Below are 22,339 nucleotides of genomic sequence, written 5' to 3' on the forward strand. Positions count from 1 at the left end.
CGCGATGAAGCATCTGCAAGGACTCAAGGTACTGGTGCTCGGCCTGGGTGACTCCGGTCTGGCGATGGCTGCCTGGGTCCGGCGCTGCGGCGGCGAAGCGCGAGTCTGGGACTCGCGCGAGGCCCCGCCGCAGCTGGCGGCGCTGCGCGAGCAACTGCCCGAGGTCGAGTTCATCCATGGCGAGCTGCCCGAGTCCGCGCTGAACGGCGTGCAACTGCTGCTGAAGAGCCCGGGCCTGTCGCCGCTGGATGCGCGGCTGCTGCCGCTGCTGACTCTGGCGCAAGGCACCGGTGTGCCGGTGCAGGGCGAGCTGGATCTGTTTGCCCGTGCGCTGGCCGATCTGAAGGCCGAGCGCCGCTACGAGCCGGCCGTGCTGGCCATCACCGGCACCAATGGCAAGACCACGACCACCAGCATGTGCGCCCAGCTGGTCGAGCGCTGCGGCCGTCGTGTCGTGATGGCCGGCAATATCGGCCCCAGCATGCTGACGACTTTGGGCGCGGCGCTGGATCTGGAGCCGGCCGCCGAGCCCGTGCTGCCGCCCGAGCCGACCGAGACGGTTGCTGATGACAGCCCGGATGCGCCGGATGCGCCGGTCGTCGCTGAACAGACGGTGCTGGAGAGCATCGATGCGATGCTCGATGAGGCACCGCTGCCGATCAAGCCGCCGCCGCCCAAGCCGGCCGTCTTTGAACATCTGCCCGAGGTCTGGGTGCTGGAGCTGTCGAGCTTCCAGCTCGACACCGTGCAGGGCTTCGAGCCCACCGCCGCGACGGTGCTGAACCTGACCCAGGACCATCTGGACTGGCATGGCGATATGGCCGCCTACGGCCGCGCCAAGGCCCGCATCTTCGGCACCGAGATCGACAGCCCGACGGTGATGGTGATCAACCGCGACGATGCGCTGGTCGAGGCCATGGTGCCGGCGCCGGTCAAGGTGCAGCAGGGGCGCGGCCGGCCGGCGAGGCTGGTCGCGCGCAAGGTGGTGCGCTTCGGTCTCGATGCGCCGCGCCATCCGGGCGATTTCGGCCTGGTGCAGGAGGCCGGCATGAGCTGGCTGGTGCGCGCCCGCGAGGCCGACGAGACGATCAAGAAGAAAAAGGGCGAGGACGAAGAGGAGCTGTTGATCCAGCGCCTGATGCCGGCCGATGCGCTGCGTGTGCGCGGCCGCCACAACGCCGCCAATGCGCTGGCGGCCCTGGCCCTGGCCAGCGCGGCCGGATGCCCGCTGGCGCCGATGCTGCACGGGCTGCGCGAATATCGCGGCGAGCCGCACCGGGTCGAGCATGTCGGCGCCATCAAGGGCGTGGACTTCTATGACGATTCCAAGGGCACCAATGTCGGCGCCACCGTCGCGGCCATCACCGGCCTGGGTGCGGATCGTGCGCCGGCAAAACTGCTTGTGATCCTCGGCGGCGACGGCAAGGGCCAGGATTTTGGGCCGCTGCGCGAGCCGGTGGCCCGCCATGCGCGCGCCGTGGCCCTGATCGGCCGCGACGGCCCGCAGCTCGCAGCCGCGCTGGAGCACAGCGGCGTGACGATGCAGGCGCATGAGACGCTGGAGGCCGCCACCGCCTGGTGCCTGGCCCAGGCCCTCAGCGGCGACAGCGTGCTCCTGAGCCCGGCCTGTGCCAGCCTCGATATGTTCCGCAACTATGGTCACCGCGCCGAGGTCTTTGTCGCCGCGGTACAGGCCCTGGCCCAGGACGAGGGGCTGTCGCTATGAACGCCGTGCTGCAGAACTGGCGCGAACGCCTGCTGGGCCTGATCCGGCGCGATGCTGGCAAGGGCGGCGAGGTACCGGTGCGCGACTGGGTCAGCGTGTCCTCGGGCCAGCCGACCAAGCTGGCCGGCTTCGACACGACCCTGGCCTGGGTCGTGGTGTGCCTGCTGGCGCTGGGCCTGCTGATGGTGTATTCGGCCTCGATCGCGCTGCCCGACAACCCCAAGTTCAGCCGCTATCTGCCCACCCATTTCCTGGTGCGCCATGTGGTGGCGATCGCGCTGGGCTTGCTGGCGGCGCTCGTGGTGGTGCAGGTGCCGGTGGCCAGCTGGGAGCGCGCCGCGCCCTGGCTGTTTGTCGCGGCCCTGGTGCTGCTGATTGCGGTGCTGATTCCCGGCGTCGGCAAGGGCGTCAACGGCGCGCGCCGCTGGCTGCCACTGGGGCTGATGAACTTCCAGCCTTCCGAGCTGGGCAAGCTGGCGATGGCCATGTATGCGGCCAGCTATATGGTGCGCAAGATGGACGTGAAGGAGAACTTCTTCCGCGCCGTCTGGCCCATGGTGGTGGCGCTGGGCGTGGTCGGCGTGCTGCTGCTGGCCGAGCCGGACATGGGTGCCTTCATGGTGATCGCCGCGATCGCGATGGGCATCCTGTTCCTGGGCGGCGTCAACGGCCGCATGTTCTTCCTGATCGTCGCGGTGCTGGTCGGCGCCTTTGTGCTGATGATCACCTTCAGCGAGTTCCGCCGCGAGCGGATCTTTGCCTATCTCGATCCCTGGAACGAAAAGTACGCCCAGGGCAAGGCCTATCAGCTGACCCATTCGTTGATCGCCTTCGGTCGCGGCGAGCTGTTCGGCCAGGGCCTGGGCTCCAGCGTCGAGAAGCTGCACTACCTGCCCGAGGCCCATACCGACTTCCTGCTGGCTGTGATCGGCGAGGAGCTGGGCCTGGCCGGCGTGATCGTCGTGATCACCGCCTTCTTCTGGATGTCGCGCCGGCTCTTTCACATCGGCCGCCAGGCGATCGCGCTGGATCGCGTGTTCGCCGGCCTCTATGCCCAGGGCATAGGCATCTGGATGGGTGGCCAGGCCTTCATCAATATGGGCGTGAACCTCGGCGCCTTGCCGACCAAGGGCCTGACCCTGCCGCTGATGAGCTTTGGCGGCTCGGCGATCCTGATGAACTGTGTGGCGCTGGCGATTGCGTTGAGAATAGATCTAGAGAACCGGCAGCTGATGCGCGGGGGACGCGCATGAGCACCAAGCACCTGGTCATCATGGCTGCGGGCACCGGTGGTCACATCATCCCGGGCCTGGCCGTCGCCGACGAGATGGCGCGCCGCGGCTGGAGCGTCAGCTGGGTCGGCACCGAGAGCGGCATGGAAAACCAGCTGGTGCCGCCCACCGGTATCCCGCTGGACCGGCTGGCCTTCTCGGGCCTGCGCGGTAAGGGCCTGATGCACACGGTCAAGGGCCTGTTCAAGCTGGTTCAGGCCTTTGTGCAATCGCGCCAGGTCTTCGTCACACGCAGCGCCGATGCGGTGCTGGGCATGGGCGGCTATGTCTGCTTCCCGGGCGGGCTGATGGCCTGGCTGAGCGGCAAGCCGCTGATGCTGATCAATGCCGACGCGGCCATGCTGTTGAGCAACCAGAGCCTGAAGCCATTTGCCCGCCGCATCGGCTTTGGCTTCGACGGCTCGGCCGCCGCATCAACACCCAAGGCCGTGGTCACCGGCAACCCGGTGCGCGCCGAGATCGAGGCGATTGCGCCGCCGGCCGAGCGCTTTGCCGGCCGCAGCGGGCGCTTGCGAGTGCTGGTGGTCGGTGGCTCGCTGGGCGCGCGCGCGATCAATGACTGCATCCCGAAGGCGCTGGCGCTGTGGCCCGAGGACCAGCGCCCCATCGTCACGCACCAGACCGGTCAGGCCAATTTCAGCACCGTGCAGGCGCTCTACCAGGCGGCCGGCGTCGAGGCGAGCCTGCTGCCCTTCATCGACGATATGGCGAGCCAGCTTGCCCAGACCGATCTGATCATCTGCCGCGCTGGCGCGGTGACGGTCAGCGAGCTGTGCGCGGCCGGCGTGCCGGCGCTGCTGGTGCCGCTGGTCGTGGCGACGACCTCGCACCAGCGCGACAACGCTCGCTTCATGGCCCAGCACGGCGCGGCCATCCATCTGCCGCAGGAAGAACTGAACCCGCAGCAGCTGCATGCGCTGCTGCAAGGCATGGAGCGCGAGGCCCTGGTCGCGATGGCCGAGAAGGCCCGCTTGCTGGCGCGCCCCCGTGCGGCCAGCCGCGTGGCCGATGAGATCGAACAGATGGTGGCGGCATGAAGCACGCGTTGAAGCACATTCATTTCGTCGGCATCGGCGGTGCCGGCATGGGCGCGATTGCTGAGCTGCTGCATCAGCTCGGCTACCGGGTCTCGGGCTCGGACCAGAGCGATAGCGCGATGCTGCAGCGCCTCGCCGCCATCGGCGTGCAGGTCCACATCGGCCACGCCGCCGCCCATATCGCCGGCGCCCAAGCCCTGGTGACCTCGACCGCGGTCAAGGCTGACAACCCGGAGGTGATCGCCGCCCGCGCCGCCGGCGTGCCGGTGGTGCACCGAGCGGTGATGCTGGCCGAGCTGATGCGCCGCCAGCAGGGCATCGCGATCGCCGGCACCCATGGCAAGACCACAACCACCTCGCTGCTCACGGCGGTGCTGAGCGCCGCCGGTGTCGATCCCAGCTATGTGATCGGTGGCAAGCTGATGAGCGCCGGCACCAACGCCCAGCTGGGCAGAGGTGACTACATCGTTGTCGAGGCCGATGAGAGCGATGCCTCCTTCCTGCATCTGCTGCCGACCTTGGCCGTCGTCACCAATATCGATGCCGACCATATGGACACCTATGGCCACGACTTCGCGAAGCTGAAGCTGGCCTTTGTCGAGTTCCTGCACCGCATGCCTTTCTATGGCGCGGCCGTGGTCTGCGGCGATGACGAGGGCGTGCGCTCGATACTGCCGATGTTGTCGCGACCGGTGGTCCGCTACGGCTTCGGTGCCGACAATGCGGTGCGGGCGATCGATGTGCAGGCGCTGGACGGCGGCCAGATGCGCTTCACCGTGCAGCGCGAGGGCGCGGCCGATCTGCCGGTGACCCTGAACCTGGCTGGCCGCCACAATGTGCTGAACGCCTTGGCTGCGATTGCGGTGGCCAGCGAGCTGGAGTTGCCCGACGCGCCTGTGCTGGCGGCCCTGGCCGCCTTCGGCGGCGTCGGCCGGCGCTTCGAGCGCTATGGCGAGCTGCGCGCCGCCGATGGTGGCCTGTTCACGCTGATCGACGACTACGGACACCACCCGGTCGAGATGGCGGCCGTGCTGAGCGCGGCACGCGGCGCCTTCCCGGGCCGGCGTCTGGTGCTGGCGTTTCAACCCCATCGCTACACCCGCACGCGCGACTGCTTCGCCGACTTCGTGCGCGTGATCGCGCAGGCCGATGCGGCCCTGCTGACCGAGGTCTATGCGGCCGGCGAGGGCGTGATCGCCGGGGCCGATGGCGCAGCGCTGGCGGCGGCGGCCGGCGCTGACTTTGTGGCCGATGTGCGCGCGCTGCCGCAGGCCATCGCCCAGCAAAGCCGCGACGGCGATGTCGTGATCGTGATGGGCGCCGGCTCGATCGGCGCGGTGCCGGCGCAAACCGTGGAACTGCTGAAATGAATCTGAACATCGATCCCAAGAGCCTGGGCAAGGTCGCCGTGCTGATGGGCGGCACTTCGGCCGAGCGCGAGGTGTCGCTGACCATGTCGGGCCCCGGTGTGCTGGCCGCGCTGCGCTCGCAAGGCGTCGACGCCCACCCCTTCGACCCGGCCGAGCGCGGCTTGCACGAGCTCAAAGCCGAGGGCTTTGCGCGCTGCTTCATCGCGCTGCATGGCCGTGACGGCGAGGACGGCACGGTGCAGGGGGGGCTCGAGATGCTGGCCATCCCCTACACCGGTTCCGGCGTGATGGCCTCGGCCATCGCGATGGACAAGATCACCACCAAGCGGCTGTGGCGCGCCGACGGCCTGCCGACGCCGCGCTGGCTGACGCTGAAAAAGCATGAGCTGACGCGCGAGCGCATCCGCACCGTGCCCGACGAGCTGGGCCTGCCGCTGTTCGTCAAGGCGCCGCACGAGGGTTCCAGCATCGGCCTGAGCAAGGTGATGGGTTATTCGCAGATGCAGGCCGCGGTGGAGCTGTCGGCCCGCTACGACGACGAGCTGCTGTTCGAGGAGTTCATCGACGGCTGGGAGCTGACCTGCCCGGTGCTGGGCGAGGGCGACGCGGCCCAGGCCCTGCCGGTCATACGCATCGAGGCGCCTGAAGGCAATTACGACTACCAGAACAAGTACTTCACCGACGTCACGCAGTACCACATCGGCACGCTGCCCGAGGTCCAGGAGCAGGAGGTCCGCGCGCTGGTGCTGGCGGCCTATCGGTCGCTCGGCTGCCGCGGCTGGGGCCGCGCCGACCTGATGCAGCGCAAGAGCGACGGCAAGGTCTTCCTGCTGGAGATGAACACCTCGCCGGGCATGACCTCGCATTCGCTGGTGCCCAAGTCGGCCCAGGCCGCGGGCATCTCCTACGAACAGCTGTGCCTGTGGCTGCTGGCCCAGGCCCGGCTGGACAGGGCCTGACCCAAGCGCCATGAGCACCGCCGTCCAACCCCTGCTGCCGGCCGACATCCGTCTGATGAATGGCGTGTCGGCTTTGCTGCTGGCCGGTCTGGTGCTGGCGGGTCTGGCCCTGGCCCTGCATCAGCTGGCGCGGCTGCCGATCTTCGGCATCCGGCATATCCAGGTCGAAGGCGATGTGATGCGCAATAGCGTGGCCTCGCTGCGTGCCAATGCGATGCCCCATGTCTCGGGCACCTTCCTGACTCTGAATCTGCAGCAGGCCAGCAGCGCCTTCCAGGCCGTGCCCTGGGTGCGCACGGCGGTGGTGCAGCGCGTCTGGCCGAACCGGCTGCGGGTGCGGCTGGAGGAGCACCGGCCGGCGGCCTACTGGGAAGCCAAGCCCGAGGGTGCCGATGCGCAAAGCGAGGCCAGCGTCGAGCGGGCCCTGGTCAACAGCTTTGGCGAGGTCTTCGAGGCCAATCTGGGCGATGTCGAAGATGAGGACCTGCCGGTGCTGGCGGGTCCGGAGGGCAGTTCGGCGGCGATGCTGGCCATGTGGCAGCAGCTCAATGCGCTGAGCCTGAAGCTGGGCGAGTCGGCCCGGCGCCTGGACCTGTCCGGCCGCGGCTCCTGGCGCCTGACGCTGGAAAAGGGGGCGGTGGTGGAACTGGGCCGCGGCAGCGAGGCCGAGGTGCTGGCCCGCTTCGGCCAGTTTGCCGCCAGCATCACCCAGATCCGCTCACGCTACCAGACCGCCGTGCTGAGCGCCGATCTGCGCCACCACGACGGGTATGCGGTGCGGCTGCAAGGAATATCGACGAGCCCGGGCCCGGCGACGGGCGCGGCCAAGAAACGTTGAGACAAGAAAACATACGCTGAGGGGCATATGGCCAAGGAATACAAGGATTTAGTCGTTGGTTTGGATATCGGCACCGCCAAGATCATGGCGGTGGTGGCCGAGGTGCTGGGCAATGGCGAGCTGCGCATTGCCGGCCTCGGTGTGGCACCCTCGCATGGCCTGAAACGCGGTGTCGTGGTGAATATCGACGCGACCGTGCAATCGATACAGCAGGCCTTGAAAGAGGCCGAGATGATGGCCGACTGCAAGATTTCGCGGGTTTTCACCGGGATTACCGGCAGCCATATCCGCGGCCAGAACTCGACCGGCATGGTGATCGTGCGCGACAAGGAAGTCACGCCGGTCGATGTGGCGCGGGTGGTGGAAACCGCCAAGGCCATCAATATCCCCAACGATCAGCGTCTGTTGCTGGTCGAGCCGCAGGAATTCGTCATCGACGGCCATGAGGTGAAAGAGCCTATTGGTATGAGCGGCGGTCGGCTGGAGGTCAAGGTCCATATCGTGACCGGAGCCCAGAGCGCGGCGGAAAACATCGTCAAATGCGTGCGCCGCTGTGGTTTGGAGGTCGATCAGCTGGTTTTGAATCCGAGCGCCTCCAGTGCGGCCGCGCTGACCTCGGACGAGCGCGATCTGGGCGTGGCCCTGGTCGATATCGGCGCCGGCACCACCGATGTGGCGATCTTCACCGGTGGCTCGATCCGCCATACCGCCGTGATCCCGATTGCCGGCGACCTGATCACCAGCGATATCGCGATGGCGCTGCGCACGCCGACCAAGGATGCCGAGGAGATCAAGGTCGAGCACGGGGTGGCCAAGCAGTTGCTGGCGGACCCGGCGGACCAGGTCGAAGTACCCGGCCTGGGCGACCGCGCGCCCCGCATGCTGTCCAAACAAGCACTTGCCGGGGTTATTGAACCCCGTGTCGAGGAGATTTTCTCGCTGGTCCACCAGGTGATTCGGGAAAGCGGATACGAAGAGTTACTGTCGTCCGGCATTGTTTTGACCGGCGGCTCGGCGGTGATGCCGGGCATGGTCGAGTTGGCCGAGGACATATTCCTGAAACCGGTGCGCCGCGGCAACCCGACCTATAGCGGGGCGCTGTTCGATATGGTTTCGAATCCGCGCTCGGCGACGGTGATGGGCCTGCTCGAAGAGGCGCGGATGTCGCGCACCCGGGGTTTGAAAGCGGCCCAGCAGGCGGGTTCGGTCAAGACCATTATTGGTCGCGCCAAGGATTGGTTTCTGGGTAATTTCTGAACGGGTGGCGCCCCCGGACGGCGTAAGCGGGTCGAAATGTCGGAAAACAACGGCAGCGACTCAAAAAAAGGGGCTTCCCCTGTAGTTTTTAACGATTGGCAACTGCACAATTGCTGAAGGAGGTTTGATATGGCGATCGAGATGATCGAAGAGTTTGACCAAGGCACCCAAATCAAGGTGATTGGCGTGGGTGGTGGCGGCGGCAACGCGGTCGATCACATGATTGCGCAAGGGGTTCAGGGCGTGGAGTTCATCTGCGCCAATACCGATGCGCAGGCCCTCAACCGCTCCAAGGCCGACCAGCTGTTGCAGCTGGGCACCTCCGGTCTGGGCGCCGGCGCCAAGCCCGAGATGGGCCGCGCCGCCGCCGAAGAGGCCGAGGCGCGCATCCGCGACTCGATCCAGGGCGCGAACATGCTCTTCATCACCGCCGGCATGGGCGGTGGCACCGGCACCGGCGCGGCCCCGGTGATTGCCCGCGTCGCCAAGGAAATGGGCATCCTGACCGTCGGCGTCGTGACCAAGCCTTTCGAATTCGAAGGCAACCGCCGCTCCAAGGCGGCCGACTCCGGTCTGGCCGAGCTGGAAGCCAATGTCGATTCGCTGATCGTCGTCTTGAACGACAAGCTGCTCGACGTACTGGGCGACGATGTCACGCAGGACCAGGCGTTCGCGCATGCCAACGATGTACTGAAGAATGCGGTCGGCGGCATCTCGGACATCATCCATATGCCCGGCCTGGTCAACGTCGACTTCGAAGACGTCAAGACCGTGATGAGCGAGCCCGGCAAGGCGATGATGGGCACGGCGGTGGCCAGCGGCCCGGACCGCGCCTCCAAGGCCGCCGAGGCGGCCGTGGCCTGCCCGCTGCTGGAAGGTATCGATCTGTCCGGTGCGCGTGGCGTGCTGGTGCTGATCGCGGCCAACCGCAACACCTTCAAGCTGGCCGAGAGCCGCAATGCGATGAACGCGATCAAGCGTTACGCCGCCGAAGATGCGCACATCATCTACGGCACGGCTTATGACGAAAGCCTGGGCGACCAGCTGCGCGTCACCGTGATCGCCACCGGTCTGACCTCGGCGCGTGCGCGCGTGCAGGCGCCGCTGTCGGTGGTGCAGCCGCAGGTGCAGATGCGCACCGGTACCGACAATCTGCCGGTGCTGAACCAGCAGGTCACGTTGCCCCAGGCCGGTGGCCAGGTCGGCGGCGGCAATGACTTTGCCGGCATGAGCGTGCCCAGCGTCTGGCGCCATGGCCGCACGGCCGCGGCCAAGGTCGAGGCCCTGTCGTCCAACGGCATGGACGAGATCGAGATCCCGGCCTTCCTGCGCAAGCAAGCTGACTGAGCGTCCAGCGGGTCCCTGGTGGCCCGCTTGTCGCAACAGGAAAAAGCCCGTCGGGCGGCGACACCTCCTTCTCGCCGCACGGCGGGCTTTTGTTCGTGCCGGTCTTGATCTTGCTCATGCGGCGGCGGCGCGACAGCGCCGTCCCGTCTGCGGGTGCAAAGCGATAGCCAGCGCTCGGTTCTGCAGGCAGACTCACGGCAGTTGCACGGGGGTGTGACCGCACAGGCTGGATACCCAGATCCAGAAGCAAAAATAATCAGGCGCGTATGGGGCTGTCCTTGATCTCGCATGGGCGCTGGCTGCGCTCTTTGCTGCTGCTGCTGCTGCTGCTGACGCTGTTGAGCGCCGGTGCGCTGCAGGCGCAGCCGCGTGGCGGGCTGCCGGACGCGGGGATGCGCAGCGCCGGCGAGCAGGCCACCGGCGCTCAGCTGGCGGTCTCGCAATGGTCGCGCGCCGATCTCGATGACTGGTGGGCGGCGCTGCGCGCGATGGACGGCAGCACCGGCAATCTGCCGCCGCATCTGCAGCCGCCCAGCGACCCGCGGGCCTGGATGCCGGTGGTGCTGCCCGATGTACGCCAGCGCGAGGCCGGCGGCAGCATGGCCGGGGACCAGCGCTACCAGATGCGCTGGTACCGGCTGCGCTATACCTCGCCGGACGGGCGCTGGCCCACCAGCGTCGCGCTCTACATGCCCAAGCTGGTCAGCCTGGCGGCGGCCGTGCTGGTGCGCACCGAGGACGGCTGGCGGCCGGTGTTCGACAACCAGAGCGGCGCGCGCGAGCAATGGGTGCGGCCGCTGTGGGCGGTGTTTCCGGGTGCCTTCACCGAGCTGCACAAGAACCGGGTGATCGAGGTTGTGGTCGCGACGCCGGTGCTCAAGGACAGTTTCTTCTCGGTCTCCAGCGCCTGGCTGGGCGCACGCGAGGACCTGGAGCCGCTGTACAAGCGCCGCTGGGCGCTGCAGATCGGCGTGCCGCAGGCCACCGGCCTGACCCTGGTGGTGCTGGGCCTGTTTTCGTTCAGCCTGTGGCTGCGCCGCCGCGAGGAGCCGGCCTATCTGCTGTTTGCGATGGCCTCGGTGGCCTGGCTGGTGCGCAATCTGCACTATCACATCGACCTGCCCCGCACCCGTCTGGGCTTCGAATGGTTCTGGTGGTTGACCCATGCCTCGATGTCCTGGGTGATGGCCCTGACCTTTCTGTTTGCGCTGCGCTTCGCGCACCGGCGCTTCCCGCTGTTCGAGCGGCTGCTGGGAGGGTTTGTGCTGCTTAGCAGCGTGCTGACCATGCCTTTGTGGATCGATCTGCTCGACCCGCTGGTGCTGCAGCACATGGTCAATGCGGTGGTCGGCGCGATCGGCACGGCCTTCATTGCGGGCGTGGCCTTGCGCGAGGGCAGCCGCGAGCTGCGCCTGATCGCGCTGTGCCTGGCGGTGGGCCTGGGCCTGGGTGTGCATGATCTGGGTCTGCTGGCCGGCTGGGGCTGGAGCGAACACATCTATCTGATGCCTTTCGCGACGCTGGTGATCGTCGCGAGCTTTCTCTATGCGGTGCAGCGGCGTTACACCGGTGCGCTGGGCCAGGTCGAGCAGGCCAACAGCCTGCTGGCCCAACGTCTGGCCGAGCAGGGCGCGCAGCTGCAGTCGCAGCACGAGCGGCTCAGCGAGTCCGAGCGCCAGCAGGCCTTGCTGCTGGAGCGCCAGCGCCTGATGCAGGACATGCACGACGGTCTGGGCAGCTCCTTGCTGTCGGCCATGGTGGCGGTGGAGCAGGGCAGCATGCAGCAGGACCAGGTGGTCGAGGTGCTGCGCGAATGCGTGGATGATCTGCGCCTGGTGATCGATTCGCTGGAGCCGGTGGGCCACGATCTGGTGTCGCTGCTAGCGACGATGCGCTACCGCCTGGGCAAGCGCTTGCAGGCCGGCGGCCTGATGCTGGACTGGGATGTGCAAGACCTGCCCCCGCTGGACTGGCTGGAGCCGCCCGATGCGCTGCATGTGCTGCGCCTGCTGCAGGAGGCGCTGAACAATGTGCTCAAGCATGCCCGTGCCTCGCGGGTGCGCATCGCGACCCGCGATCTGGGCCACAAGGTCGAAATCCGTGTCGAGGACGACGGCCAGGGCTTCGACCTGGAGACCGCGCAGAAAGGCCGCGGCCTGCGCAGCCAGCAGAAGCGCGCCCACCGGCTGGGCGGCAGCGTCCATGTCGACAGCCGGCCCGGCCACGGCACCCAGCTGAGCCTGCGCCTGCCGGTCAAGCGCAAGCCGGTGCCCGCCCCGTAGCCGGCCCAAAGGCCGGCGGCTGCAGGGCTTCGGGTAATCACCGACAATCGCGCCATGCTCAAGCAACGAACCCTGAAGTCGCTGACCCGCGCCGTCGGCGTCGGCATCCACAGCGGCCAGAAGGTCGAGATGACGCTGCGCCCGGCCGCGCCCGACACCGGCATCGTGTTCCGGCGCGTCGATCTGAACACCCCGGTCGACATCCCGGTTCGCGCCGACACCGTCAGCGATACCCGCATGGCCACCACGGTCAGCCCCGGCGGCGACCCTGGGGCGCCCAAGGTGCAGACCATCGAGCATCTGCTGTCGGCCTGCGCGGGTCTGGGGATCGACAACCTCTATGTCGACATCAGCGCCGACGAGGTGCCCATCCTCGACGGCTCCGCCGCCAGCTATGTCTATCTGCTGCAGAGCGCCGGCATCGAGCTGCAGAACGCGGCGAAGAAGTTTCTGCGCGTCAAGAAGACCGTCGAGGTGCGCCAGGGCGAGGGCAAGCGGCTGATGTGGGCGCGGCTGGAGCCGCACCATGGCTACACGCTGAGCTTCCAGATCGAATTCGACAACCCGGCGGTCGCGGCCACCGGCCAGCACTATGTGTTCGACATGGGCTCGGGCCAGTACAAGCGCGAGATCGCGCGGGCCCGCACCTTCGGCATGACCAGCGATATCGAGACCATGCGCTCGCGCGGCCTGACCCTCGGCGGCTCGATGGACAACGCCATCGTCGTCGACGACTACCGCGTGCTCAATGCCGAGGGTCTGCGCTACGACGACGAGTTCGTCAAGCACAAGATCCTCGACGCGATCGGCGATATGCATGTGGCCGGCTACCCGCTGCTGGCCGCCTACACCTCCTTCAAGGGCGGCCACGCGCTGAACAACAAGCTGCTGCGTGCGCTGCTCGCCGATGCCGAGGCGTTTGATATCGTCAGCTTCGAGGACGAGCGCGAGGCCCCGCAGGGATTCGCGGAGCTGGCGCCGGCCTGGTAGTACAGTCCGCCCCCATGGTGTTCTTCCGCATCCTCGTCGGCCTGCTGCTGCTGGCCGGCATTCTCTGCTTCGCGATGTATGCCGGCACCCGCCAGGTGGTCTGGCGCCAGCGCGGCCTGGTGATCATCAAGTGGACCGTGCTGGCGGCGCTGGGCTTTTTTGCGGTGCTGATACTGCAGCAGGTCTTGCAACTGATTTAGCTAGAGAGCGCGCGCGGTCAGCGCGACCAGGCGCTCGGCCGCCAACTGCACTTTGCGGCGCTGCTGCTCGTCGCGCACCGCCACCCGCTCGGCGATGCGATAGCTCAGCAGCAGCTCCTGGCCGGGCTGCGGACGCAGCTCGATGTCGACGCCGTCCTCGCTGCGCCAGCGCGCGGTGTCGCCGAGCGTCTGGCCATACTTGCTTTGCAGCGCGCCGCGCAGACGCTGCGAGGTCGCGGCGAGCTCCGCCGGCCCCTGGGCCGGAAAGCGGTAGCTCAGCTCGGCCACCTGCAGCAGGCGTGATTGCGCGCCGCGCATATAGCTCACCACCAGCTGTCGTGCGCCGGGCAGCTTGTGACCGACCGCGAAGATATCGCGCTCCCCATCACCGCTGCTGTCCTGCTCGCGCAGGCCCTGGGCGCGCAAGGCCTGGCGCAGCTCGCCGCGCCGCATGCAGAAGACGGCCTGCTCGAACAGCTGCACCCGGGCCTGCTGGCGGCACTGCTGGTCGCCGTCCAGTTGCTCCAGCAGCGCTTTGGCCGCCGCGACACCGCCCTGCTGCGCCCGACCCAGCAGCCGCGCCGCCTCGTCCACGCTCAGCTCGGCCGCACGGCCATCGCCGTTGAGGATATGGATCGCATGGACCAGCTCGCCCAGCGGGTCCTGCAGCCGGGCTGCCTGCTCCGCATGATGGATGCTGGCCGGCGGCGCCGCCGCGCCCTCGCTGCGCATGCCCTCGGCGATGGCCAGGCGCGCATTGGCCCGGCCTGCCAGCTTCGGGCGATCCAGAAAGCTCTTGCAGCCGCGCAGCGCATCGTCGAAACGGCGCTGCCGCATCGGCTGTTCGCAGCCGGCCTCGAACTGTGCTTCCTGGTCGACCTCGGGCTCAACCGAGGCGCCAGCGAGCGGCACATCGACCGGTTTGGGTGCCGAAGCCCTGGCCTGGCTGACCCAGATTGCCGCCGTCGCGCCCGCCGCCAGCAGCGCCAGGCCGATCATCCAGGGCAGCCATCGGCCCTGGGGCCGCAATGCGAGGTCCATCGCTCCTCCGATACATCTGGTTAGGGGGCGAATGGTTGCCGACGCCGGTGACCGGGGCGTGACCGCCATGGGCCGTAAAGCCCATGGGCTGCATGCCGCTGCGGCGTGCGGCGGGTCGGCAGCCCGCCGCCGGCAGTCCGTAGGGCTTGAAGATCTCGGCGATGCGGCCCCGATGGCACAGGGTGCGGATCGCATCGTCAAAGGCCTGTGTCTGCCCGGCGCTGACTCTTGTCGGCACGAAGGCGTAGGCGTAGACCAGGTGCTTGACCACGCTCACCGGCCGCAGCCCAGCCAGGCCGCCGGCGGCGCTCAGCGCTTGTGCCGCCGTCTCGTTGACCAGGGCGAGACCGTCATGGCCATAGCGTCCTGCCGATAGCTTGCGCAGCACGGTGAGCTGGTCGGGTTCGATCTCGACCCGCACATCCGGCTGTCCTGCGCTCAGCTGCCGCAGCGTCGTCATCGCGTCCGAGGGGCCGTAGGCGGCGACGGTGCGTCCGCTCAGTGCCGCCCGCTCGTCCCCGCCGGGCGCTGCACCTCGCCTTGCCACCAGCACATAGCGCGCACGGACCACCTCGGGGCTCAGGTAGAAGGCCGCCCGGCGCGCCGGCGAATCGACCACGGGGAAGAGGCCATCGACCTCGCCTCGCGAGGCCATGCCCAGCGCGCGCCGCCAGGGCAGCACCTCCACTTGGCAGTGCAGGCCGGCTTCGGCGCAGGCCGCATGCAGCAGCTCGACCAGGGGGCCGGCGGGGCGGCCGTCCGGACCGGCGTAGGCGTAAGGCGCAAAGGGTTTGGTGACGAAGTGCAAGGGTGCTGCCAAGCCTGGCGCCGCAAAGGCAAGACCCGCCCCAGCCCAATATGCGAAACGCAGCACCTGATTCATTGCAGCAGCCCCCGGGCAATCAGAAAGTCAGGTCCTTCAGGCAGCGCTGCCTGCGGCTGGCAGCACGGCCGCAGAGGCGACAAGACCCTGGGCGCTGAGCTCGTGCCAGAAGTCGGCCGGCACCGTTTCGTTCAGCGCGGCCCGGTCTTCGGCGATGCGGCCCGGCCGGCTGGCACCGGGAATGACCGCAGCCACGGCCGGATGGGCCAGCGCGAACTGCAGCCCTGCGGCCTTCATGCTGATGCCGTAGCGGTCGGCGATCGCCTTGATGCGGGCGACCTTGGCGAGCAGCTCAGGCTTGGCCGGTGCGTACTCGAAGTTGGGCCCTCCGACCAGCGCACCCGAACTGTAGGGCCCGCCGACGACGATGCTCAGGTCGCGCGCCATGACCTTGGGCATCACGCGCTGCAGCGCGCGCTCATGGTCCAGCAAGGTGTAGCGGCCGGCCAGCAGGAAGCCGTCCGGGCGCGGGCCCTCCAGATCCAGCAGCAGCTCGATCGGCTCCACCCGGTTGACGCCCAGGCCCCAGGCCTTGATCACGCCCTCGTCACGCAGCCGGTCCAGGGTCTTGAAGGCGCCCTGGCGCGCGCTTTCGAACACGCTGAGCCATTCGTCGCCATAGAAGTCCTGCGCGACGTCATGCACCCAGACAATGTCCAGCCGGTCGGTGCGCAGGCGCTGCAAGCTGTCCGCTATCGAGCGCAGCGTGGCGTCGGCCGAATAGTCGTTGACGATCTTGTTCGGGCGGCCATGCTTGAACACATCGCCCTTCTCGCCGAGGTCGCGGGCGCTGACGTCCTCCACCTCGTCCAGGATCAGGCGGCCGACCTTGGTGGCGACGACGTACTCGTCGCGCGGTTTGCCGGCCAGCGCCTCGCCCATGCGCAGCTCGGCCAGGCCGGCGCCGTAGAAGGGCGCGTTGTCGAAGAAGCGGATGCCGTCGTGCCAGGCGGCGTCCACCGTGGCCCGGGCCTCGGCCTCTGGGATGTCGCGGAACATATTGCCCAGCGGCGCGGTGCCGAAACCCAGCTTGCCGGGGAGCAGGTCCTTGATGATGGCCATGGCGATCTCCTGATTCGTTGCGGACGGGGCGGCTCAGGCCGCCTGATGGGTCGTGAACTCGGTATAGCCCTCGGCATCGCCGCCGAAATAGGCCGAGAAGGGGGCATCGAACAGCGGCGCATTCAGGCGCAGGCGGGCCACCAGGTCCGGATTGCCGATGAAGGCGCGACCGAAGGCCACCATATCCGCATGGCCCGAGGCGGTGGCGTCCAGCGCGCGCTGGCGGTCGTAGCCATTGTTGGCGATGTAGGCGCCGCTGCCAAAGGCTGCGCGCAGGGCCGCATTGTCGTAACGAGCGGCGCTGCCGTCCTCGCCATGCATCTGGCCCTCGACCACATGCAGGAAGGCCAGGCCGCGCTCGCCGAGCTGGCGGGCCAGGTAGGCATGGGTCTGCATCGGCGTGCTGTCCAGCGGTGTGTCGCCGATCGCGGTGGACAGCGGCGACAGGCGCAGGCCCACGCGGTCGGGGCCCCAGACGCCGGCCACGGCGTCCACCACCTCGAGAATCAGCCGGGCACGGTTCTCGATCGAGCCGCCGTAGCGGTCGCCGCGCTGGTTGGTGCTGTCGCGCAGGAACTGCTCCAGCAGATAGCCGTTGGCCGCATGCACCTCGACACCGTCGAAGCCGGCGGCCTTGGCGCGGATCGCGGCCTGGCGGTAGTCCTCGACGATGCCGGCGATCTCATCGGTCCGCAGCGCGCGCGGCATCGAGGGCGGCTCGAAGCCCTGCTCCGTGAAGACATTGCCGCCGGCCTGCAGCGCGCTGGGCGCGACCGGGGCGCCGCCGCCTTGCTGCAGGCTCACATGCGACATGCGGCCGACATGCCAGAGCTGCATCACGATCCTGCCGTCGGCGGCGTGGACGGCGTCGGTGACCTGCTTCCAGGCCGCCACCTGCGCGTCGGTGTAGATACCGGGCGTGTAGGCATAGCCGCGGCCCTGGGGCGAGATATTGGTGGCTTCGGTGATCAGCAGGCCGGCCGAGGCGCGCTGGCGGTAGTACTCGACGGCCAGCGGCGAGGGCAGGCCGTCCATGCCGGCGCGTGAACGGGTCAGCGGAGCCATTGCGATGCGGTTCCTGACTTCGATGGCGCCGAGTCGGGCGGGGGAGTAGAGGGCTTCGGAAGACATGGGGATTCCTTTTTGGATGTGCTGCAGATGAAACAGATTTCTTTCGGGTCAGGCAGAGTTTGGGTGTGGCGCCAATATTCATCAAATTTATTGGTTGAATTTCAGATATCACTCTGACAATATGACTGGGTGCGCTACGACCTGAACCTGCTGCCCGTCTTCCTGGCCCTGATGGAGGAGCGCAGCGTGACGCGCGCGGCCGAGCGGTTGGGCATCACGCAGCCGGCGCTGTCGAACGCGCTGACGCGGCTGCGTGCGCTGCTGCTGGACCCGCTGTTCACCCGTGAGCGCTACGGCATGCAGCCGACACCCAAGGCGCTGGAGCTGGCGCCGGTGATCGCGGCCGCGCTGGTGAGCCTGGACGTGGTGATCCTGGGCCAGCAGGAGTTCGACCCGGCGAAGGCGAAGCTGCTGCTGACGATCGCACCCAATAGCTATGTCGAGTTCGTGCTCGTGCCGGCCATCGTGGCGCGCTTGCGCGAGCGGGCACCGGGTGTCAGCCTGCGGCTCACGCCTTACGGCGCGGATCTGGCCGAGACCGGCGTGATCTCCGGTTCAACAGCCCTGGTGCTAGGGCGCATCACCGATCCGCCGGACAACCTGGTCGTGCAGGACCTGATGGACGACGGCCTGTCTTGCATCGTGCGTGCCGATCATCCGCAGGTCGATCAAAAGATCTCGCGCAAGCAGTACGAGCAGCTCAGGCATGTGAACATGTTGCCGCCCGGGCGTTTGCGCGTGGGCCTGTTCCAGGCGCTGGAACGCCAGGGGCTCAGGCGCGAGGTCGCGGTGTCGGTGACGCATTTCCTGGCCATCCCGGAGGTGATCGCCGTGACCGACTATTGCGCGACGCTGCCGAATCTGATCTGCCGCCGCCTGGTCCATGACGCTCGACTGAAGATCCTGCCGACACCGGCCGATCTTGGCCGCTTCCCGGTACAGATGGCCTGGCATGTGCGCTACCGCCAGGACGCGGCGCACCGCTGGTTGCGTGCGCTGATCGCCGAGGTGGCGAGCGAGGTCGGCGCCGCCTGAGTCTGCTCAGCCTTCTGGCAGGCTGCCTGGCGACAGCTTCGTCGCCAGACCATAGAGCGCCAGCAACCCCATCACATGGCCGATCGCGACGCCTGGCTCACCTGCTTCGATGCGCGCGATGGTCTGCACATGCACGCCCAGCCGGGCGGCCGCAGCCGACTGGCCCTCGCCCGCGTTCAGGCGAGCCTGCTTGGCGGCGGCGCCGATGTCCTTGATCGCCTGGAGCGCGTCGCTGTCGATGTCGGCGGAGATTCGTTTGCCTTGGGCCATGGGGGGATTGTCGATCAGCTCTGCCCGGTTCCCGCATCCAGCGCCTGCAGCTGCACCAGCCGCTGATAGATGCCGCCCTCGTGGCGCATCAGCTGCTCGTGCGTGCCGCGCTCGGCCAGGTGGCCGTGGTTCAGCACGATGATCTGGTCGGCCTCGCGGATGGTGGACAGGCGGTGCGCGATCGCCACCACGGTGACCTGGCCGCGCAGCGCTTCCAGGGCCTCGCTGATGACGCGCTCGGTGGCGCTGTCGATGTTCGACGTGGCTTCGTCGAGGAACAGGATGCGCGGTGCGCCGGCCAGCGCGCGGGCCATCGCGATCAGCTGCTTCTGCCCGGTGGAGACGCGGGCGCCGCCCTCGCCCAGCAGGGTGTCATAGCCCTGCGGCAGAGCGGCCAGGAACGCGTCGATGCGGGCGGCCTTGGCGGCGGCGATCAGCTGCTCCTCGCTGATCTTGCGGCCCATCGCGATGTTCTCGCGCGCACTGGCGGCCATCAGATAGGGCTCTTGCGGCACCAGGCCAACGGCGGCGCGGAAGGCATCGTCCGGCAGGCTGGCCAGGCTCAGCCCATCGATCGCGATGCGGCCGCTCTGGGCCGTGTAGAAGCGCAGCAGCAGCGATAGCAGCGTGGACTTGCCGCTGCCGGTGTGGCCGACGACGCCGACAAAGCTGCCGGCCGGGAAGTCCAGGCTCAGGTCGTGCAGCACCGGGTGTGCCGGGTCGTAGCCGAAGCTCAAGTCATCGATGCGGATATGGCCGCGCGCGATCTGCAGGCCAGCCTGAGTCTGCGGCACCGGCTGTGTCTCCTGCAGCAGGGTGCGCACCCGCGCGGCCGCCACCATCGATTGCTGCAGCTGGCCGAACTGCATCGTGATCTGGATCAGCGGCTCGACCACGCGGGCGATATAGGCCAGGAAGGCGTAGAGCAGGCCCACCTCCAGCGCACCCTGGCCCAAGGACACCTGGCGCTGGCCGAAGCCATAGATCAGGGTCACGATCAGCAGCACGTTCAGCAGGTCCAGCGCCGGGCGCAGCAGCCAGGCATTGGCGCGCAACTCGTCCATGCGGGCGCCGAACTGGCGGCTGTTGGTGTCGGCAAAGCGCTCGGCAAAGCGCGGCGCGGCGCCGCTGGCCTGCAGCACCGCCATGCCGGCCATGCTTTCGGCCATATGGGCGTTGATCTCGCTGCGCAGCTGGCGCGAGCGCGCCACCGCGCTGCTGGACAGGCGCTGGTACAGCGTGATGATGATCAGCATGGCCGGCACCAGCATCGCGACGATCAGCATCAGCCGCCAGTCCAGCCAGGCCATCGCGATCATCGAGCCGATCACGACGATGCTGGAGTCCAGCATCACATAGAGCACCTGGCGGTAGAGCTGGTTGACGGCCTCGCTGTCATTGGTGACGCGGCTGACCAACTGGCCGGTGATGGCCTTGTCGAAAAAGGCCATGGGCAGGGCCAGCACATGGGCATAGACCCGCTCGCGCAGCCGCATCACCGAGCGCCGCGCCACACCGGCCATGCGGGTCAGCTGGGCATAGCGTATCCAGCTGGCGGCCCAGCCGCTCAAGAGCAACGCCACCAGCAGGCCGGCCATGGCCATCACATCGAACTGGCGCGGCAGCAGATAGTGGTCGATGAAGTACTTGCCGATGATGGGGCCCAGCGCTTCGAGCCCGGCAGCGATCACCAGCCAGACGAGCCCGCGCAGCAGGGTGGGGCGCTCGCCCTGGGCCGACTCCAGCAACAGGCCCACCGAGGCCCAGGGCTTGGCTTCCTTGCTGTCTTCTTCTTTGACTTCAGGCGGCATCGAGGCTGGCCTCCAGTTGTTGGTAGCGCCATTGCGTCGCGTACCAGCCCTCCAGAGCCAGCAGCTCCGCATGGCTGCCCTGCTCGGTGATGCGTCCCTTACGCAGCACGGCGATCTGATCGGCCTCCATCACCGCGCTGAGCCGGTGGCTGACGATGATCACGCAGCGCTCCGGGCGCTGCTCCCGCAACTCGCGCAAATGATCGAGGATCTGCGTCTCGGTGCCGGTGTCGACCGCCGACAGCGCATCGTCCAGCAGCAGGATGGGCGCGTCGCTGAGCAGGGCGCGGGCGATCGCGACGCGCTGGCGCTGGCCGCCGGACAAGGTCACGCCGCGCTCGCCGACCAGGGTGTCGTAGCCCTGCGGCAGGCGCTGGATATCGCCGTGCACGGCGGCCAGCTCGGCCGCCTGCTCGATCTGTTCGCGGCTCGCGCCGGGCTTGGCTAGCGCGATGTTCTCGGCAATCGAGGCCGAGAACAGGAAAGGCTCCTGCGGCACCCAGGCGATGGACCGGCGCAGCGCGGCCAGCTCGAGCTCGGGCAAGACCCGACCCCCGATCCTGATCTGGCCGCTGCCGGGCTCGAACTGGCGCAGCAGCAGGCGCAGCAGCGTGGACTTGCCGGCCCCGGTCGGGCCGACCAGGCCCAGGGTCTGGCCGGGCTTCAGGCGCAGGCTGACCGCCTCCAGCGCCAGGCGTGGGTTGGCCTCCTCGCTGGGATAGGCGAAGGACAGCTGCTCGAAAGCGATCTCGGCGTTTGTCGGCAGCAGCGCCTGACCCTCGTCGGCCAGGGTCAGCGGCGCCTCCAGCACCGGTGCCAGCCGGTTCCAGGCGGCGCGGCCGCGCTCCAGCAGGGACAGCACCCAGCCGGCCGCGAACATCGGCCAGATCAGCTGGCCCAGATACATCGTGAACGAGGTCAGTTGGCCGATGCTCAGCTCCTGGCGCGCCACCAGAGCGCCGCCCAGGCCCAGCGCGATCACCATCGCGGCGGTCAAGGTCATGCCGACGGCCGGCTCGTAGGCGGCCTCCCAGCGCTGGGCCTGGTAGCTGGCCTCGCCGGCGCTGTCGGCCAGCGCGGCGAACTGGCCCGCATTGCGCCGGGTCAGGCCCAGTGCGCGCAGCGTGCGCACGCTGGCCAGACCCTCCTGGACATGCTGGTTCAGCAGCGAGAAGCGGTCCAGCGAGGATTTCCAGGCATGGTGGACATGGTCGGAGATGCGCCAGAAGGCCAGGGCCATCAGCGGGAAGGGCAAGAGGGCGGCCAGGCCCAGGCGCCAGTCGACGCCCAAGGTCATCATGGCCAGCACCAGGATCAGGGTCAGCGAGCCGTCGAAGGCTGCCAGCAAGGCCTCGCCGGCGGCCATCTCGACCGCGTCAATGTCATTGGTCGCCAGCGCCATCAGATCGCCGCTGCGCTTGGCCTGGAAAAACACCGGGCCTTGCAGGGTCAGTCGCTCGTAGAGCCGGGTGCGCAGCTCGCGGCCGAGCTGGTAGGCGGCGCCGAACAGCGCGATGCGCCAGCCGACCCGGAACAGATAGATCAGCAGGCCGGCCAGCGCCAGCAGGCCCAGCTCGCGCCACAGGCCCTGCTCCAGCAGGCGGCCGGCCACCATGCCGTCAACGACGGCGCCAACCTGGCGCGGGATCCAGACGGTCAGCACCGCGATGGCCGCCAGCATCAGGGCCGAGGCCAGATAGGCGCGCCAGTGCCGGCGCACAAAGCCGGCGATCAGCTGGGTCAGGGTCATGGGAGCCCGGGGTGTCGAGGAGGCTGGATTGTGCCAACAACGGCCGCGGCCCGGATGA

18 protein-coding genes are annotated in these 22,339 nt (G+C 68.2%); 12 read left to right on the top strand and 6 right to left on the bottom strand.

The window, feature by feature from the left end; genetic code table 11:
- Window positions 1–4: 4 nt before the first annotated feature.
- The 11 genes from murD to O5M90_RS23030 all read left to right on the top strand — a co-directional run bounded on the left by murD (window position 5) and on the right by O5M90_RS23030 (window position 13,298).
- Window positions 5–1,726: a UDP-N-acetylmuramoyl-L-alanine--D-glutamate ligase gene (gene murD, locus O5M90_RS22980; RefSeq protein ID WP_269837945.1), complete on the top strand. Its 1,722-nt coding sequence runs from the start codon at window positions 5–7 to the stop codon at window positions 1,724–1,726.
- Entirely contained in the window at window positions 1,723–2,979 is a 1,257-nt protein-coding gene (ftsW, locus tag O5M90_RS22985) for a putative lipid II flippase FtsW (protein WP_269837944.1), read from the top strand. The genes murD and ftsW overlap by 4 nt, the downstream gene beginning before the upstream one ends.
- Window positions 2,976–4,055 carry an undecaprenyldiphospho-muramoylpentapeptide beta-N-acetylglucosaminyltransferase gene (gene murG / locus O5M90_RS22990; RefSeq protein ID WP_269837943.1) on the top strand — a complete coding sequence of 360 codons (1,080 nt, stop codon included), beginning with the start codon at window positions 2,976–2,978 and terminating at the stop codon, window positions 4,053–4,055. The genes ftsW and murG overlap by 4 nt, the downstream gene beginning before the upstream one ends.
- Window positions 4,052–5,425, top strand: coding sequence for a UDP-N-acetylmuramate--L-alanine ligase (murC, locus tag O5M90_RS22995; RefSeq protein WP_269837942.1), 1,374 nt, complete (start codon window positions 4,052–4,054; stop codon window positions 5,423–5,425). The genes murG and murC overlap by 4 nt, the downstream gene beginning before the upstream one ends.
- On the top strand, window positions 5,422–6,384 hold the full coding sequence (locus O5M90_RS23000; RefSeq protein ID WP_440402367.1) for a D-alanine--D-alanine ligase: 963 nt from the start codon (window positions 5,422–5,424) through the stop codon (window positions 6,382–6,384). Before murC ends, O5M90_RS23000 begins: the two co-directional genes overlap by 4 nt.
- 10 nt (window positions 6,385–6,394) lie before the next feature.
- Window positions 6,395–7,222 carry a cell division protein FtsQ/DivIB gene (locus O5M90_RS23005; RefSeq protein ID WP_269837941.1) on the top strand — a complete coding sequence of 276 codons (828 nt, stop codon included), beginning with the start codon at window positions 6,395–6,397 and terminating at the stop codon, window positions 7,220–7,222.
- Window positions 7,223–7,249: 27 nt separating this feature from the next.
- Complete coding sequence (ftsA, locus tag O5M90_RS23010; RefSeq protein WP_137941606.1) at window positions 7,250–8,479, top strand: cell division protein FtsA; 1,230 nt, start codon at window positions 7,250–7,252, stop codon at window positions 8,477–8,479.
- A 129-nt stretch (window positions 8,480–8,608) separates the two neighbouring features.
- Window positions 8,609–9,826, top strand: a complete 1,218-nt coding sequence (gene ftsZ / locus O5M90_RS23015) for a cell division protein FtsZ (protein WP_137941607.1) — start codon at window positions 8,609–8,611, stop codon at window positions 9,824–9,826.
- Between the two features lie 266 nt (window positions 9,827–10,092).
- Window positions 10,093–12,108 (top strand): sensor histidine kinase, encoded by a 2,016-nt coding sequence (locus O5M90_RS23020; protein ID WP_269837940.1) that lies wholly within the window; start codon window positions 10,093–10,095, stop codon window positions 12,106–12,108.
- Window positions 12,109–12,162: 54 nt separating this feature from the next.
- Window positions 12,163–13,098 (top strand): UDP-3-O-acyl-N-acetylglucosamine deacetylase, encoded by a 936-nt coding sequence (lpxC, locus tag O5M90_RS23025; protein WP_269837939.1) that lies wholly within the window; start codon window positions 12,163–12,165, stop codon window positions 13,096–13,098.
- A 14-nt stretch (window positions 13,099–13,112) separates the two neighbouring features.
- Window positions 13,113–13,298, top strand: a complete 186-nt coding sequence (locus tag O5M90_RS23030; RefSeq protein ID WP_269837938.1) for a hypothetical protein — start codon at window positions 13,113–13,115, stop codon at window positions 13,296–13,298.
- An 886-nt stretch (window positions 13,299–14,184) separates the two neighbouring features.
- Here O5M90_RS23030 and O5M90_RS23035 read toward each other — a convergent pair.
- The 3 genes from O5M90_RS23035 to O5M90_RS23045 form a co-directional block, all read right to left on the bottom strand.
- Window positions 14,185–15,159, bottom strand: a complete 975-nt coding sequence (locus tag O5M90_RS23035) for a substrate-binding periplasmic protein (protein WP_269837937.1) — start codon at window positions 15,157–15,159, stop codon at window positions 14,185–14,187.
- A gap of 99 nt (window positions 15,160–15,258) precedes the next feature.
- Window positions 15,259–16,284 carry an aldo/keto reductase gene (locus O5M90_RS23040; protein WP_137941613.1) on the bottom strand — a complete coding sequence of 342 codons (1,026 nt, stop codon included), beginning with the start codon at window positions 16,282–16,284 and terminating at the stop codon, window positions 15,259–15,261.
- 33 nt (window positions 16,285–16,317) lie between these two features.
- Window positions 16,318–17,415 (bottom strand): alkene reductase, encoded by a 1,098-nt coding sequence (locus O5M90_RS23045; RefSeq protein ID WP_269837935.1) that lies wholly within the window; start codon window positions 17,413–17,415, stop codon window positions 16,318–16,320.
- 129 nt (window positions 17,416–17,544) lie between these two features.
- Here O5M90_RS23045 and O5M90_RS23050 point away from each other — a divergent pair, with 129 nt between their 5' ends.
- Window positions 17,545–18,450, top strand: a complete 906-nt coding sequence (locus O5M90_RS23050; protein WP_262971226.1) for a LysR family transcriptional regulator — start codon at window positions 17,545–17,547, stop codon at window positions 18,448–18,450.
- Window positions 18,451–18,456: 6 nt separating this feature from the next.
- Here the strand turns inward: O5M90_RS23050 and O5M90_RS23055 are convergent, their stop codons facing one another.
- Genes O5M90_RS23055 through O5M90_RS23065 form a run of 3 tightly spaced genes read right to left on the bottom strand, consistent with a single transcriptional unit; the run spans window position 18,457 to window position 22,281 of the window.
- Window positions 18,457–18,720, bottom strand: coding sequence for a helix-turn-helix domain-containing protein (locus O5M90_RS23055; RefSeq protein ID WP_269837934.1), 264 nt, complete (start codon window positions 18,718–18,720; stop codon window positions 18,457–18,459).
- Window positions 18,721–18,734: 14 nt separating this feature from the next.
- Window positions 18,735–20,531: an ABC transporter ATP-binding protein gene (locus O5M90_RS23060; RefSeq protein ID WP_269837933.1), complete on the bottom strand. Its 1,797-nt coding sequence runs from the start codon at window positions 20,529–20,531 to the stop codon at window positions 18,735–18,737.
- Complete coding sequence (locus O5M90_RS23065) at window positions 20,521–22,281, bottom strand: ABC transporter ATP-binding protein (protein ID WP_440402370.1); 1,761 nt, start codon at window positions 22,279–22,281, stop codon at window positions 20,521–20,523. The genes O5M90_RS23060 and O5M90_RS23065 overlap by 11 nt, the downstream gene beginning before the upstream one ends.
- Window positions 22,282–22,339 lie beyond the last annotated feature (58 nt).

Origin of the sequence: Paucibacter sp. M5-1 (assembly GCF_027498415.2) — a bacterium.
Taxonomy (GTDB): domain Bacteria; phylum Pseudomonadota; class Gammaproteobacteria; order Burkholderiales; family Burkholderiaceae_C; genus Roseateles_E.